A 16,595-nucleotide genomic window follows, 5' to 3' on the forward strand; every position below is an offset into this window, starting at 1 on the left:
TTATTTTTTAAGAAAGCTTTTGCATCTCTTGTCTTATTTTTTCCTGAAGTCCTTCCGAAGCCGCAACTAATGGAAGTCTCAAGTAATTTTTAATCAAACCTTTTTCCGCAAGGATAGTTTTGATGCCGCAAGGATTACCTTCAGCAAAGATCAATCTTGTGATTTCTACCAAAGAATTGTGAATTTTATAAGCTTCATCCACTTCTCTGTTGCGAGCCAATTTTACCATTGTAGAAAATTCTTTGGGATAAGCCTGGCCGATTACAGAGATCACACCGTCACCGCCCGCCAAAGTCACTGGCAAAGTATATTCGTCATCGCCGGACATTAGTGAAAAATTCTCTGGCTTTTGTCTCAGGATATCGAAATACTGCAAAATATTTGGCGCCGCTTCTTTAATCATAAAAAGATTCGGGAAATCGTTAGCTAAACGCAAAGTTGTAGAAGCTTCAACATTTTGACCTGTTCTTCCGGGAACATTATAAATAATAATTTTTTCGCCAGTTTCCGCCAAAGCTTTGTAATGCTGGTAAAGCCCTTCCTGATTTGGTTTGTTGTAATAAGGAGAAACGGATAAAACAGCATCAAAATCTGATAAATCTGTTTCCTTGATTTGTTTTACAATTTCCGCGGTATTATTTCCGCCAATACCTAAAACTAGTGGTAATCTGTTATTATTGATCTTGGTGATGTGAGCAACAACTCTGTCTTTTTCTTCCTTAGAAAGTGTTGCAGCCTCAGCTGTAGTTCCTAAAACAACTAAGAAACCGGTTCCGTTGTCTATATTATAATCGATTAATCTCGTAAGAGAATCAAAATCTACGGATAGATCTTCATTGAAAGGTGTTACCAAAGCTACACCTACGCCTTTTAGCTGACCCATTTTTATTTGAAAATTAAATTTCTCAAAGTTAATTTATTTTGATAAACAGACAATAGAACTCACTCACAATATTTATTTAAAAACATTGATGTTGCTGTTAAATTGTCAATATTAATATTTTTATTTGGGCAGCTATTTCCGTCCTCCGTTCCCGCTATCCGCCTGTGGCGGATGAGCTCCACTCAGGCCGGGCTGCGTGCAATTCATTTCATAAAAACAACATCTCAAAATGTTATAATTAAGAATCCAATTTGAAGAATCAATAACAGGATTAATTTAGTTTTAAAACCCGAAAATCATTAGATTTGTATCCATATTATTTTTAAATGAAATCGGAGATTCACGATTCAGTAATTAAGATAAAAATTAAATGAATAAAAATAAATTATTAGGATTTGGTATCATCAGTTTGTTGTTGATTGGTTGTAAAGCACCGCTCAATATAGCAAACATCCATACCGAAAAGAATATTTACATCACCAGCGATCTCACGGAGGATAAAGAAATGGCTGCTATCATAGAACCTTACAAACACGAATTGGAAGGTAAAATGAATACCAAAATTTCTCATACCAATACGGAACTTAATAAATCAGGAGACAACAGCAACCTGGGAAACCTTCTGGCGGATTATACTTTCGAAGGTGCTGACGAATGGGCGAAAAAGAATAATATTCCTGCAATAGATGCGGCAGTGATCAATATCGGAGGAATCCGAAATATAATTCCGAAAGGAGATATTACTCTGAAAAATATTTATGAAGTGATGCCTTTCAATAACGAAATTGTAATTGTAAAAATGTCCGGAAAGGTTATTGATGGTATGTTTCAATATTATTTAAAAACGCAGCAAAATAACCCAGTTTCTCATATGATAATAGAAACAGACGGAGGTGATATGATCTCGAAAAAGCTTATCAACGGCAAAACAATTGATGAGAACAAAACGTATTATATTGCAACATCGGATTATCTGGCTTTGGGAGGAGATAATATGTTTTTCTTTAACAAAGGCGAAATGATTCCTACCGGAATCAAAATGCGTGATCTGTTTCTGGAAAAGTTTAAGCAACATCCGGAAATTTCTGCGCCTGATGACGTCAGATTGATTTTCAAAAATAAAAAAATGCAGGAATAATGAAAAGAAAAGAGTTTCTAAAATATATTGGAGGCGGAAGTCTTGCTTTGACATTAGCGCCTAATCTTTTGTTAGCAGAACAATTTGATCTACTGAAAAAAGAATCTGCATACAAGCTGACGATTTTACATACCAATGATCAGCACAGCAGGATTGAACCTTTTGCTGATTCGTTTAAAAGTAATCCCAACCAGGGCGGTTTTGCAAGAAGAGCTTCATTAATCAAGAAAATCAGAAGCGAGGAAAGAAATGTTCTTCTTCTGGATTCCGGCGATATTTTCCAGGGAACACCTTACTTCAATTTCTTTGGCGGTGAACTGGAATTTAAACTGATGAGTATGATGCAGTATGATGCGTCAACAATGGGAAATCACGATTTTGATAACGGTTTGGAAGGTTTTCTGAAAGTCCTTCCGAATGCAAAATTCCCTTTCATTTGCTCTAATTATGATTTCAAAAATACAATCCTTGACGGAAAAACCGAGCAATATAAAATCTTCAACAAAGACGGAGTCAGAATAGGAATTTTTGGAGTCGGAATCGAGCTGAATGGTTTGGTTGGAAAGAAGAACTATGCAGAAACGGTTTATCACGATCCAATTGAAGTGGCTCAGCATTATGCCGATTTTTTAAGAAACGAGAAAAAATGTGATCTGGTAATTTGCTTGTCCCACATTGGTTTTGATTACCAGGATCAGCCTGAGAAAATGTCGGATAAACATTTGGCAGCAAAAACTTCCGGAATAGATTTGATTTTAGGAGGCCATACACATACTTTTTTGAAAGAACCATTAAACTTTCAGAATAAAGACGGTAAAAATGTCATTGTCAATCAGGTAGGATGGGCAGGGATTTTATTAGGAAGATTAGATTTTTATTTTGATAAAAACAAAAACATAAAAAATATTTCGTGGAATAATCAGTTAATAGATGAAAGCATAATAGTTTAAGATGAAAAAAATTTTATTACTTATATCAATTTTTATAACTCTGATTTCTCAGGCGCAGACAACCAAATGGAGTGATTTGTTTTCGTACAATAACGTTTTGGTAATACGTGAAGATGGAGATCGTATAATTGCGGCTACCGAGAATGGCATCTTTTACTATTATCCAGGAACAGGAGAGATTAAAAAGCTATCAAAAGCCAATGGTTTGCATGAAGTTAAAATTTCCGCCTTTGATTATAATGCAGAAACTCAAACGGGCATTGTGGGTTATCAAAGTGGTTCACTTGATGTAATTACTCCTAACGGTATTTTTATGGTAGTTGACATTCCTTTGGCAACAGGTTATAATGGTAGTAAAAATATAAATCATATATCCATTAATGGTGATAGAGCAATTATTTCATCAGGTTATGGCTTATCAATTTTTAATGTTTCGAGAAGAGAATTTGGGGATACTGCATTTTTTGCTGTAGGGGGAGTTTATCAGGCTGTAAATGCAGCAGTATTAAAGGATAACGTTGTATATGCAGCGACCGACGCAGGACTAAAGTATCATGAGGTTAATTCCACATTTCCCGTATATTCCAGTTGGGCAAACTTTCAGTCGGGAGCTTTTAAAAAAGTAGATGCAAATGCTGTTATTGTTTTTGCAAGTAATAATCAGGTCAAATATGGTACAGGGACAACTTTTTCAACAATTCCCAGAACGTTCACCAATATTCAGGATGTGAAAGTTACAAATAATCAGATCATCGTATCCGATGAATCACAGGTTTATGTTTATGGTACAAATGGAATTCAGCAGAAGAATTTTAATGCGGGAGAATTGATCAATACTGCTTTGGTATATAATACTGCTTTATTTACAGGAACCAAGGTTTCCGGGATGTATAATGAACAGAAAAGCAGTTTTAAACCGGATGGACCCTATAATAATAGATCTTATAAATTATCCCTTCTCAATAATCAGATATGGGTATCTTCCGGAAACAGAGACGCAGACCCTGTTGCTACGCCTACAAAACCTAATGAACAAAAAATTGGTTATTATCATTACGATGGCACAAAGTGGAACTACCCGCAATATTTTGTTAACAATTCGTCCATCCTTTTTAATATTTTGGATGTAGTTCCGGATCCATCTGATCCTAACACCGTTTATTTTACAAACTTTATTAGTAATGAATCTGCTCCAGCTGAGAAGGGTGTTTACAAAATGAAAAATAATGAGTTTGTAAAAAGATATAACTTTAATAATGGTAGTGCTTATTATTACAGACCTGTAGGGCTTACTTTTGATGAGCAAAATAACCTTTTCTGTAGTGTACAATGTACCATCCCGGCATTAAGCGGTAACTGTAGTGTTTCCAGTTTTTATCTGTTTAATAAAACCGCAGATGCTTTTGGGGCAGATCCTTTTACTACTTTTAATATCGGGGGTGTACAAAAACCGCTTACGAAAAACGGTATTATATATATTCCTGCACCTTTCTTTTCGGATGGGGGGCTTTTGATGTATGACTACAATAATACTGCGGCATCAACATCGGATGACAAATTCAAAGTTTTAAAAACCACTAATAATTTACCTATCAATGGAACATCATCTGTATCTGTGGATAATAATGATGATGTATGGATAGGGAATGGAGAAGGGCTTAGAATTCTATCTAGCCCCAAATCTGCTATCCTGGAAGAAAATCCGCAGAGCGATCCTATTGTTATTGAAGAAAATGGATTGGCCGAAGAACTTTTCAGGGATGCGAAAATTTTACAGATTGTAGTAGATTCCGGAAATCAAAAATGGATTTCTGTTGATGGTGGTGGTGTTTTTTATATCACACCCAATGGTGATAGAACAATTTATCATTTTACTAAGTCTAATTCATCATTACCCAACAACAGTGTAACAGATATCAAAATTGATGAAAAAACAGGCAAAGTTTATTTTGCGACTACAGATGGTATTGTGGTTTATCAAGGTGATGTTTCTGAAGTTACATCCAATTTTGGTAATGTATTGGTTTATCCAAATCCGGTAGTGTATGCTCAATACAAAGGTAATGTTAGAATCCGTGGATTAGCGCAAAAAACAAATATCAGAATTACTGATGCTGCTGGTAATCTTGTACATTCCGCAGTCGCGAATGGTGGTTATTTTGAGTGGAATCTTAATAATCAACGTGGTGTGAGAGTGGCTTCGGGGATCTATTATGTCTTGATGACAAACGAAGACGGAACAGATAAGGCTACCGCAAAAATTGCCGTTGTGAACTAATCAATGACACAGGAAGTTTTTTTATTGTCATATACAAAATATGGAGATCACGATGCTGTTCTCCATTGTTTTTGTAAGGAAAACGGATTCGAAAGTCTCTTTGCAAAAGGAATTTATGCCCCAAAGAACAAAAAGAAAGCATTCCTGTTTCCTTTGAACCAGCTATTTCTTCAGACATCAGACAGAAAGAAGAATATGCGGAATATATTGAAAATAGAACAAAAGAATGCTAATCTCTTCAGTTCTGATATCAGAAAAAATTCCATTTTGTTTTTTGTATCGGATCTGCTGAATCAGGTTCTCAGAAATGAAAGTCAGAATCAGAATATTTTTTATGAAATAACTAATTTTCTATATGAATTGCAAACAGAAAATTTCCAGTCACATTTGGTTTTTATTTTCCAGTTACTGAAGCATCAGGGCTTACAACCATTATTCAACCAACATGTTTTTTTGAACCCTGAGTCCGGAAACTTCGAAGAAACTGAATCACATCATTTTTTTAATAAGGATATTTCAGCCATTTGGAAAGAATTGTTGGTGTCAGAAAATCCTTATGACATTAAATTTAGCAGGATTGTAAAACAAAATTTTCTGGACTCTATTTTAGTATATTACCATTATCATTTAGCAGATTTCAGAGAGCCAAAATCCCTAGAAATTATTAAAGAAATTTTTTAATTATGATTATCAAAGCAAAAGAAAAAGATATTCCCACCATTCAGGATTTAGCAAAAAAGTCCTGGGTTGATGCTTATGCCGATATTTTGAAACAAGATCAGATTGATTACATGTTGGATATGATGTATTCTGGAGAAGCTTTGAAAAAACATTTTGAAAACCCCAATTTTCATTATTATCTGATCCGGAAAGAAAATCAGTTTTTAGGTTTTGTTGGGTTTGAATTCCATCAAGAACCGGAAACTACAAAGCTCCATAGGATTTACTTTTTGAAAGAAGCACAAGGAAAAGGCTTAGGCAAAGAAGTTTTGGAATTTGTGAAAAATGAAGCTAAGAAAAATGGAAACCGAAGACTGATTCTAACGGTTAATAAAAATAATTCTGCTCAAAAATTTTATGAATATCAAGGATTTAAAATTTATGAAGAAAAAATTTTGGATGTTGGAAACGGTTATGTAATGGATGACTATCTGATGGAATTACCAATTAGCTGATCTGCGACCATTTATTTTTTCCTTTATATTGCCTGATGTAATATTGTTTCATCACTTGATTATCAGGATGATTGAGAAGAGAATCTTTTTCCAGGATTTTTTCAACAGTTGATTTTGAAGCTTTGATAATTGCAGAATCTTCTATCAGGCTTAATTTTTTGAAATCGATAACACCACTTTGCTGAGTTCCGAGAATATCACCAGGACCACGCAATTCCATATCAACTTCCGAGATTTTGAAACCGTCATTCGTCTGAACCATCGTTTTGATTCTTGTTCGGCTTTCTTTGCTCAGTTTGTCGTCTGTCATCAGGATACAATAACTTTGTTCAGCACCTCTTCCAACACGCCCCCGCAACTGATGAAGCTGTGACAACCCAAATCTTTCCGCACTTTCAATCACCATAACAGAAGCATTGGGAACATTGACGCCAACTTCTATTACGGTTGTTGCAACCATAATCTGGGCATTTCCGGAAGCGAAGAATTGCATATTGATATCTTTCTCTGCAGGTTTCATTCTTCCGTGCACCATTGTTACATTATAGCTTTTGAAGAAAGTCATTACGTGATCCAGGCCTTCCATCAGATTTTTGTAATCCATGGTTTCCGATTCTTCGATGAGCGGATATACAAAGTAGATCTGGCGACCTTTTTCAATCTCATCCCTGCAAAATTGATACACGGAAAGCCGGTCTTTTTCCCGTCTGTGCGCTGTAATGATTGGTTTTCTTCCAACTGGCATTTCGTCAATCACAGAAACATCCAGATCCGAATAAAAACTCATCGCCAACGTCCTCGGAATCGGTGTTGCTGTCATTACCAAAATATGAGGCGGAATATTATTTTTTGCCCAAAGTTTCGCACGTTGAGCTACTCCAAATCTATGTTGTTCATCAATAATTGCCAATCCCAATTTTTGAAATTTCACTTTGTCTTCAAGGATTGCATGTGTTCCGATCAGGATAGATAGTTGACCATTTTCTAATTCTTCGTGGATGATTTTTCTTTCCGAAGCTTTGGATGAGCCGGTCAAAAGTCTGACGTTGATATCCGTATTTTGTAATAATTCTTGGATCGAATTGAAATGTTGCTGAGCCAGGATTTCTGTCGGAGCCATCAGGCAAGACTGGAATCCGTTATCCATCGCGATCAACATCGTTAACAAAGCAACCATCGTTTTTCCTGAGCCTACATCGCCTTGCAAAAGACGATTCATTTGAGTCGAACGTTTCATATCGGTTCTGATTTCTTTCAGAACACGTTTTTGAGCGTTCGTTAATTCGAAAGGAAGATTATTGTTATAGAAATTAGTGAAATGATCACCGACAATTGGGAACGGATTTCCAAATGATTTTGTTTTCTGATGCAGTTTTTTCAAGCCATAGCCTAGCTGCAAGAAAAAAGCTTCCTCAAATTTCAATCGTCTGTCAGCTGCTTCAAAATGTTTGAAATCTTTTGGAAAATGAATGTTGTAATAGGAATTCAGCCTTCCCATTAATTTCATCGATTTTAAAAGATAATCCGGCAGATTTTCTGAAATCAGTTGAGGCAGATCTTTTAAAAGGTTGAAAATGATATTTTGAAAAAACTTATTATTAATGCCTCGTTTACTCAGTTTTTCACTTCCAGGATAAACCGGTAAAAGCGTACCTGACAACGCTTTTTTTTCATCGGCTTCAATCTCTGGATGAGGCATCGAAAAATTCCCATTGAACAGGTTAACTTTCCCAAAAATAAAGATTTCTTTATTTAACGGAATCGAATCTTTCATCCAATTCGTATATCGGAACCAAACTAAATCCATCGTTCCGGTTTCATCCCGAAATTTTGCGGACAAACGTTTTCCCTTTTCGTAAACAACTTCCTGGATATCTGTGATTTTTCCTCTCAACTGAATATCCGCATCCGGCTCTTTTGTCAAATCACCGATTTTGTAAATCTTACTTTTATCAATATAACGTATGGGATAAAAGGTCAGCAAATCTTCCACAGTCGAGATTCCCAACACGTTTTTGATGAGTTTTGCGCGTTCGGTTCCGATATTTTTGAGAAATTCTATGGAAGTTTCTAAAGTCAAACAAGAAAAATTTGTTCCGACGAATTTCGGGAAAATTAAAGTAAACCACAAAAGTCACAAAAGAAAAACGCAAAATTTGTCACCGGAAAAGAATGTAGCATTAATTTTCTTTTGAATTTAAATTAATCCTTAATCTTCGACCTGAACTTTTTCTGGTAGCTTTCCCATTCTTTTCGGGTCTTGATGTTTTTATATTCGTCGGAAGCAATCATTGTGAAATAGGGTTCCACTTCTTTGGCTTTGAGCGCTCCGGAAAGGCTGGTGATTGGATCAGCTTTTTCATCCAGAAAAACCATTGTCGGAATCATATTGATGTTCATATACTTGGAAAACTGGTGAAGCGGATTTTTTGTTTTCTTGCTTTTATAGTCAGGATTGATGAATGTATGTCCGGCAAAACTAACCGTCTCATTGCCGTCACTTTCGAACTTAACAGCATAGAATTTTTCATTGATAATCTTCGCAATCTCCGGATGATTGAACGTGAATTTGTCCATCTCTTTACAAGGCGCACACCAATCAGCATAGAAGTCAATCAGGATTTTTTTAGGCTCTTTTTTCTGCGCAGCCAAAGCCTGCGTCATCGTCATCCAGCGGACCTGTGCAAAACCCGAAGCTTGAATTAGAAATAAGGTTAATAATAGTATTTTTTTCATCTGTGTTTATATTCAGTTAGCTTTCCATAATTATAGACGTTTCAATGATTCAGTTTACTTTACACCTTGCATTAGTTTTTTTACAAAAGGTGAAATCAAAATTAATATTACTCCGGCAATTAGAGCGTATAATCCCAATTGTTTATATCCATCGGTATAAGTGATGAGCGCATCATAGTTGTTGGCGCCGGCTTTTACCTTTGCCATTCCTGCACCTATTTGTCCCGCAACATATTGTCCATAAGCAGAGGCAAGAAACCACATTCCCATCATCATTCCCTGTAGTTTTTCTGTAGACAGTTTTGTCATAATAGACAGTCCGATTGGTGATAAACATAGTTCTCCGAAAGTGATTACTAATAATGCAATGGTGAAAATATTAAGCGAGGTGATCCCTTGCAGATTAGCGAAAAATTTGGTTCCGAAAAGAATATAATAACCTAGTCCCAGGAATATAAAGCCTAACCCGAATTTATTAATAGTATTCGGTTCCAGTTTCTTTTTATTTAACCAGATCCAAAGTAATCCAACCAGAGGTGCCAGAAAAATGATAAAGAAAGCACCACCAGAATTGTTAACGCCATTTGGATCCAATCCGAAAAGGTCTTTGTTGAGGTTTTTCGCTGCGAAAATACTTAATGAACCGCCGCTCTGTTCGTAGATTCCCCAGAATAAAATGGAGAAAATAATGAAAATCAACGCTGCCCAAAGTTTTTTGCGTTCGGCTGAATTCACTTTTGTCATCTCGTAAAAAAGATAGAGCAGTGTCAATGGTCCGACCGTCCACATAAAATAATCCGTGTATTGCGGAACGGAAACCATTATCATAATCAACGGAATGAAAACTAATGATAAAATGTAAACGCCATATTCTTTCCATTTGTCCAGTGGAGAAAATGTACCATCAGCATTCAGCTTTTGAGGCTGAAGTCCAATTGGCCCAAGGCTTCTTTGTGTAAAAATGAAATTAATCAGACTAACGACCATAACAATAGCCGCTAATCCAAAAGCTACATTCCATCTTTTATACTCCGGAATCAGATCCGAAAACATTTCGCCCTTTCCAATAGCAATACAAAGATAGCCTCCCAATAGCGCTCCAAGGTTGATTCCTGCATAGAACAGGGAAAATCCCGCATCTGTTCTGCTGTCATTAGGCTTATATAGTTTTCCAACCATTGTGGAGATATTCGGTTTGAAAAATCCTGTTCCCACAACAGTGAATGAAATTCCTAAAAAGAAATAATCGTGAGGATTGGCCGCAAGAATAAGGCTTCCGATAATCATCAGAATTCCGCCCCAAAATAAAGATTTTCTGAATCCAAGAATCTTATCGGCAAACAAACCGCCTACAAATGTAAATGCATAAACAAATGCCTGCGTTGCGCCATATTGAAGATTAGCCTGTTCATCGCCAAATTTTAATTGGGAAATCATAAAGAAAACGAGCATTCCCCGCATTCCATAAAAGCAAAAACGCTCCCACATTTCTGAGAAAAATAAAGACCAAATCTGTTTAGGGTATTTGCCTTTGAAATTCTGAATTTCTTCGAGGGTAAGATTCATAATAAGTTTATGATATTAAATTTTAATTATTGTTTTCTTTGTCTAGTTCAAACCGGATTCTATCTTGGTCTATAATCTGTTTCAGTTCTTCCTCTTTTGGAAGGTAGAGCAGATATTTACTGGCAAAGAGATTATTCTTATCATTAAGGACAGAATATTTTACAATGGTTTCATCTTTTTCAGAACACAGCAAAATTCCGATTGTCGGATTATCGCCTTCGTTACGTTTCAAATCATCGTACATTCTGACATACATATCAATTTGTCCAATGTCCTGATGAGAAAGTTCTCCGGTTTTTAAATCAATGATGACAAAGCATTTCAGAATGTAATTGTAGAAGACCAAATCAATATAAAAATCTGAAGTATCTGTAGAAATATGCTGCTGCCTAGCTACGAAGGCGAAACCTTTCCCAAACTCAAGCAGAAATTTCTGAATGTGGTCAATAATGGCAGTTTCGATTTCTTTTTCCGAAATCTTTTCATTCGTTTTTAATCCTAAAAATTCAAAAATGTATGGGTCCTTCAGAACGCTTTGGATATTCTCAACAGGAGATTTCTTATGTTCCAAAACTCTTTCGTAAGCCAGAGAATTGATTTGTCTTTTGAGGTCTCTGGAACTCCAGTTATTTTGTATAGATTCCTCAATGTAATAATTGATTTTTGCGGTAGAATCTATGTTTAATAGTAATCTATAGTGAGTCCAACTCAATTGTTGACGCACTGCGTCAAGAATTGGAAAAGTTTTATAAAACTTCCTCATATTAGAAAGATTCGTATAGTCAAAGCCTTTCCCGAATTCGAGAGTCAATTTTTTAGAAAGATTTTTTAGAACAAATTTTCCATACTCTGCCCGCTCATTTCCTTTTTGTTCATCTTCTACAATGAGTTGTCCAATTTGCCAATAAGAAATCAACAGAGTAGAGTTCGCCATTCGAAAAACACGTTCGCGCGATTGATTAATAATTTCTTTTACGGAAAGAAACAAAGAGTCTTCTGAGATTTCCATTATACGAATTTAACAAAAAACCACCGAATATCCGGTGGTTTGAATTTATAATCAATGTGAAAATTTTTATTTCACACCGTGCATCATTCTCTTAAGAATTGGCGATAAGAAGGCTAATAATACGGCTGCAATTCCACAAAGAACCACGAATACCATAAAGAATTCGAAAAGATTATGAATGGTGAAACCTGCGAATGTTGTGTATTCTGTCGGCAATTGTGCTGTAGCAAAAGCCTTTGCCTGTTCAGGATTAAGTGTTATTTTTTTATCCAGAACATCCTGAAGATTAACACCAATTTCCTGCGCTTTTGCAAATTTGTCTCCAGTTGCAGGGATGATTGCTCCCAAAGTTCCGGCTAACGCGTAACCTGCAGCATTGGCGATGAAGAATACACCATATAATAAAGATGAGAATCTTTTTGGCGCTAATTTACCAACCAAAGACAATCCGATTGGCGATAAACAAAGTTCACCCATTGTTTGGATCAGATACAGTAGAATCAACCATTTGATTGCTAATAATCCTGAGTTTCCAAGGTCTTTTACGTTGTAAGCGATGATGAAATAAGATAGTGCAATCAAAGCTAAACCGATCGCCTGTTTCAAAGGAGAAACCGGCTCTTTGTCTTTAGCTCTTAATTTATCCCAAAGTAAACTGAATGGTAAAGCCAAAAGCACCACGAAAAGCCCATTGAAAATCTGAACCATTGAAGGCGGCATATCCCAGCCAAAAATATTTCTGTCAGTTTGATTATCTGCGATGAAGGTTAGTGATGAACCTGCTTGTTCAAAAGCCGCCCAGAAGAAAATAATGAAAAACGAAACAATGTAGATCACCCAGATTCTTTGTCTTTCGATTTTATTTTCAGCAGAACTCATAATCAGGAATGCTAATGAAATCCCGGCTGCATAGATGAAAGGATAAATGATTCCCTTAATCAGCTGTCCCATTTCCACAGAATTGAATCCAAATTCGCCTACTAAAAAATATCTGAAGACAAAAAACAAAATCACAAATAATACCGTTGTTATTCCCATCGCTTTTCCTGTGAATTTTGCTGTTTGGGCTTCACCTTCTTCAAAGTCTTCGCTTGTATTATGCTTTGGTAATCCTCCGATTGGTCTTCCTTCCGGTGTTACCACATATCTGTTTTTAAGGATGAAGAATGTCACTGTTCCGATGATCATCGCAATAGATGCGGCTAAGAATCCCCATTTGAAAGCAAAGATATCTCTTACCCCGGCAGCATCTTTGACATCACCTACGTATGGACAAATGAACTGACCTAGAAATGCTCCGATATTGATTCCCATATAGAAAATCGTGAAAGCAGAATCCAGTTTAGATTTTTCTTGCTTTGGATAAAGACTTCCCACCATTGATGAGATATTCGGTTTGAAGAATCCATTTCCAAATATTATAATGAAAAGCGCCAGCCACATCAGGCCTTTTGCACCTCCAAGATTGTCAGAAAAAGTAGATGCACTTAGGAAAAGTAAGAATTGTCCAATTGCCATCAAACTTCCTCCAAGAATAATACAGTTCCTGTTTCCAAGATATTTATCAGAAATAAAACCTCCTAAAAGCGGCGTTAAATAACACAATGCTAAAAATCCACCATAGATGATAGAAGCATCGGCTTCCCTTATTAAGAGAGAGTTTACCATAAATAAGGTAAGTAAAGCTCTCATTCCATAGAAATTAAAACGCTCCCACATCTCCGTCCCAAAAAGGACCCATAAACCTCTAGGATGTTTTGAATTAGTCTGAACTGTCTCCATATAAATTAATTGTTAAATTTTCTTAAAGGTAACAAATATAGTTTTTTTTCATCAACGTAAGTGATTCAAGTTGCTGTTTATGCAAGATTTAATAATCCATATTTTACAGATTTGATTTAATTTTGTCTTTTTATGGAAATGTATTTAGAATTTAGAAAGGCAATTACCGAAGATTCTTCGGTGATTTGGGAAATATTACAGGACGCTATTACAAGGAGAAAAAACGACGGCAGCCGGCAGTGGCAGGATGGTTATCCGAACTTAGAAACTGTAAAATCTGATATCGAAAAAGGATTGGGTTATGTTTTACTGGTTGACGGGATTATTGCCGGTTACAGTGCACTTATTTTCAATGATGAGCCGGCTTATGACGCTATCGAAGGTGAATGGCTGACTAATGGAGACTTTTTGGTAGTTCATAGAGTTGCGATTTCAGATAAATTTGCGGGGAAAGGTTTATCTAAAAAGATTTTTAGTTTTATCGAAGATGTTGCAAAACAGAATAATACATTCAGTATAAAAGTGGATACCAACTTTGATAATCCGGCAATGCTGGCGATTCTGGATAAATTAGGCTACCAATATTGTGGAGAAGTTCATTTCCGGGGAAGTGCAAGGAAAGCTTTTGAAAAAGTATTATGACTTTATTGAAATTTAAGCAAATAAAAAGCGAAATTAATTAGACTAATTTCGCTTTTGCTTTCTATGAATTTCTATGAATAGGTCTTTGTCGATTTAATGTCCACTTTCTTTCATTATTCTGTTCAGTCGTTTTAGCATCATTAATCCTAGCAATGTTGCAAATATCAATAAGCCAAAATTGACTAGGAAATAATTGGCTTTGTTTTCATAATTGTACCAGGTACTTGCAAGGATTCCCGACAATTTGTTCCCAACAGAATTGGCTAAGAAGAATCCTCCCATCATCAAGGCTGTCAATCTTGCCGGAGATAATTTTGAAACGAATGATAATCCCATTGGCGACAGGCAAAGTTCCCCAATTGTTACTACGCCGTATCCCGCAATCAACCAAAGTGAAGAGACTTTTTCTGCACCATTATTTCCAGCATAAACGGCTGCAACCATTACAAGACAAGATAAGCTGGTGATGAATAATCCCAAAACGATTTTCGTGGGTGTCAAAGGTTCTTTTCCTCGTTTTCTCAGCATTGCCCAAACTCCGACAATTACAGGTGTTAATGCAATTACCCAAAATGGATTTATCGATTGGAATAATTCTGTATTATACAGGAAAACAGGTTTGTCGGGATTGGATTCTAATTCAGCTTTTTTCTCAGCGGAAACATTTCTAAAGTAAATATCTTTTCCGGTTTCTTTTAAGGTTTTTCCGTCAGCATCTTTCTGAGAACGGAATTGCCCATCAAAAATAGGTGTCTCTTTATCAGCATAACTTTTCTCCTCGACAAGATATAGCGAAGCCAAAGGCTTTTCGACTTTTTCAGACACGCTTCTGTCTGTGTAATAATTGGCCCATCTTGTCAAAGCCGTTCCATTCTGCTTGAAAACCGCCCAGAAAAACATACTGATGAGGAATATCGAAAGCAAAGCGCCAATCGCAGGTTTCTCCAATGGATTGGATTTGAAATAAAGTGAAACATAGAAGTAAATAACAGGAACACAAGCAAAAATAAAGGCATCTGTGTTTGTGCTTCCAAAGATATTAGTTCCTAAAACCATTGTTGGAACAAACCAGCCGATAACACCCGCTATAATCGCAGGAACAAAAACTTTCATCAGGATTTCAGACAATTTGGTGTCACCTTCCTGTTTCGGTTTCATCTGTGCCGCATGGATGTAGTGCTTTCTGCCAATCGTAAAAATGACCAATCCAAGCAACATCCCAACTCCTGCTGTTATAAATGCTTCGCCCCAACCGAATTTGTTACGCATAAATGCCGCAATGATATTACAGATAAATGCCCCGATGTTGATTCCCATATAAAAAATATTGTAACCGGAGTCTTTGTTAGCTTTATAAGGTTCTTCGGAATATAGATTTCCCAAAAGTGTAGAAATGGTTGGTTTGAAAAAGCCATTCCCAATAATAATTAATGCAAGCGAACCGTAAAACAGAGGCAATTCTTTAAAAACACCAACGCCGATATACCCAATTGCCATCAAAACACCGCCAAGATAAATGGATCTGATGTAACCTAAAACGCGGTCTGCCAAAAATCCGCCAAGAAAAGGTGTAAGATAAGTGAGCGCAATGAAGGTTCCGAAAATGTCATCAGCATCTTTATCCGGTATTCCCAATCCACCGGCAACACCTTGTGGCTCTATCAGATAGAGAACGAAAATGCCCAGAATCAAATAGTAACCGAAACGTTCCCACATCTCGGTAAAAAACAAATAAGGTAAACCTTTAGGATGCTTAGTCTTCATAACTTAATTTTTCACAACGTTTCCAAAAATAGGATTTTAAATTAATATACGAAAAAGCCTCTCTTATTTGAAAGGCTTTTGTTGTATTTACTCTTTAAGCATTTGAAAATAAGGCGTAATCCTTTTCTTCATTTCTTCTCTTTCTGCGTTCAACTCAGCCTGGATTTTTCCTTTGTCTTCCTGCAGAGCTTTAATCATTTGCGAATAATTTTTCGGGTCTTTCAGCTTTTTATAACCTTTGGTTTTGCTGATGTAGGTGTAATCATTGTTCTCATAATAATCCTGCGTCATTTTCAAAACCTTTGCATAATTGTCAGCATCAACAGCCAGATATATAAATAGACCTTCCTCCAGCAAGGTGTCATATTCACTACCAGTAGTATAATGTTCCTGTCCCAGATTATTAAGGTCTTCTGTTCTCATTTTCCCGAGATAGAATAGAAATCCACTTTCGTTATATTGATGATTCCTGAAATATTCCATTGATTTTTCAAAATACTTCACAGGATATTCTTTATCAGATAATTTGGCGTCCGAAAGAACTTTTTTGGAATCAATTTGCGCTATTTTCCCAACCGCTAATAATGAATCCGATTTTTCAATGACATTTTTGTACAGCAACAATACTTCTTTATCACTTTGACTAAAAATCATAATGTTAAATAGAAATAG

Annotated in this window: 14 protein-coding genes; 6 read left to right on the forward strand and 8 right to left on the reverse strand. The window is 36.1% G+C overall.

What is annotated here, in order from left to right:
* Positions 1 to 7 precede the first annotated feature (7 nt).
* Complete coding sequence (dapA, locus tag AC5P2S_RS02600) at positions 8 to 883, reverse strand: 4-hydroxy-tetrahydrodipicolinate synthase (RefSeq protein WP_494556109.1); 876 nt, start codon at positions 881 to 883, stop codon at positions 8 to 10.
* Between the two features lie 370 nt (positions 884 to 1,253).
* Here dapA and AC5P2S_RS02605 point away from each other — a divergent pair, with 370 nt between their 5' ends.
* The 5 genes from AC5P2S_RS02605 to AC5P2S_RS02625 are packed head-to-tail and all read left to right on the forward strand — an operon-like array spanning position 1,254 to position 6,424.
* The gene (locus AC5P2S_RS02605) at positions 1,254 to 2,021 is read left to right on the forward strand and encodes a 5'-nucleotidase C-terminal domain-containing protein (protein ID WP_494556110.1); all 768 of its coding nucleotides are present in this window, start codon (positions 1,254 to 1,256) and stop codon (positions 2,019 to 2,021) included.
* Positions 2,021 to 2,971 carry a bifunctional metallophosphatase/5'-nucleotidase gene (locus AC5P2S_RS02610; protein ID WP_494556111.1) on the forward strand — a complete coding sequence of 317 codons (951 nt, stop codon included), beginning with the start codon at positions 2,021 to 2,023 and terminating at the stop codon, positions 2,969 to 2,971. Before AC5P2S_RS02605 ends, AC5P2S_RS02610 begins: the two co-directional genes overlap by 1 nt.
* Position 2,972: 1 nt before the next feature.
* Positions 2,973 to 5,249, forward strand: a complete 2,277-nt coding sequence (gene porZ / locus AC5P2S_RS02615; protein WP_494556112.1) for a type IX secretion system anionic LPS delivery protein PorZ — start codon at positions 2,973 to 2,975, stop codon at positions 5,247 to 5,249.
* Positions 5,250 to 5,252: 3 nt separating this feature from the next.
* Complete coding sequence (gene recO, locus AC5P2S_RS02620; protein WP_494556113.1) at positions 5,253 to 5,930, forward strand: DNA repair protein RecO; 678 nt, start codon at positions 5,253 to 5,255, stop codon at positions 5,928 to 5,930.
* A gap of 2 nt (positions 5,931 to 5,932) precedes the next feature.
* Entirely contained in the window at positions 5,933 to 6,424 is a 492-nt protein-coding gene (locus AC5P2S_RS02625; protein ID WP_494556114.1) for a GNAT family N-acetyltransferase, read from the forward strand.
* Here the strand turns inward: AC5P2S_RS02625 and recG are convergent.
* From recG to AC5P2S_RS02650, 5 genes are all read right to left on the reverse strand, one after another.
* Entirely contained in the window at positions 6,417 to 8,504 is a 2,088-nt protein-coding gene (gene recG / locus AC5P2S_RS02630) for an ATP-dependent DNA helicase RecG (protein WP_494556115.1), read from the reverse strand. The two genes, AC5P2S_RS02625 and recG, sit on opposite strands and share 8 nt — an antisense overlap.
* A gap of 122 nt (positions 8,505 to 8,626) precedes the next feature.
* Entirely contained in the window at positions 8,627 to 9,160 is a 534-nt protein-coding gene (locus AC5P2S_RS02635) for a thioredoxin family protein (RefSeq protein WP_494556116.1), read from the reverse strand.
* Between the two features lie 54 nt (positions 9,161 to 9,214).
* Positions 9,215 to 10,726: a peptide MFS transporter gene (locus AC5P2S_RS02640; protein ID WP_283416223.1), complete on the reverse strand. Its 1,512-nt coding sequence runs from the start codon at positions 10,724 to 10,726 to the stop codon at positions 9,215 to 9,217.
* A 22-nt stretch (positions 10,727 to 10,748) separates the two neighbouring features.
* On the reverse strand, positions 10,749 to 11,735 hold the full coding sequence (locus AC5P2S_RS02645; protein ID WP_494556117.1) for a PDDEXK nuclease domain-containing protein: 987 nt from the start codon (positions 11,733 to 11,735) through the stop codon (positions 10,749 to 10,751).
* 66 nt (positions 11,736 to 11,801) lie between these two features.
* The gene (locus tag AC5P2S_RS02650) at positions 11,802 to 13,517 is read right to left on the reverse strand and encodes a peptide MFS transporter (RefSeq protein ID WP_494556118.1); all 1,716 of its coding nucleotides are present in this window, start codon (positions 13,515 to 13,517) and stop codon (positions 11,802 to 11,804) included.
* A gap of 132 nt (positions 13,518 to 13,649) precedes the next feature.
* On the opposite strand from AC5P2S_RS02650, the gene AC5P2S_RS02655 reads away from it, so the two are divergent.
* A complete protein-coding gene (locus AC5P2S_RS02655; RefSeq protein WP_494556119.1) occupies positions 13,650 to 14,159 on the forward strand; it encodes a GNAT family N-acetyltransferase in 510 nt (169 codons plus the stop codon).
* Between the two features lie 93 nt (positions 14,160 to 14,252).
* Here AC5P2S_RS02655 and AC5P2S_RS02660 read toward each other — a convergent pair whose 3' ends face one another.
* Together AC5P2S_RS02660 and AC5P2S_RS02665 are read right to left on the reverse strand one after the other, a co-directional pair.
* A complete protein-coding gene (locus AC5P2S_RS02660) occupies positions 14,253 to 15,923 on the reverse strand; it encodes a peptide MFS transporter (RefSeq protein WP_494556120.1) in 1,671 nt (556 codons plus the stop codon).
* 87 nt (positions 15,924 to 16,010) lie between these two features.
* Entirely contained in the window at positions 16,011 to 16,577 is a 567-nt protein-coding gene (locus tag AC5P2S_RS02665; RefSeq protein ID WP_494556121.1) for a hypothetical protein, read from the reverse strand.
* Positions 16,578 to 16,595: the final 18 nt, after the last annotated feature.

Source organism: Epilithonimonas sp. 33E (genome assembly GCF_059372615.1).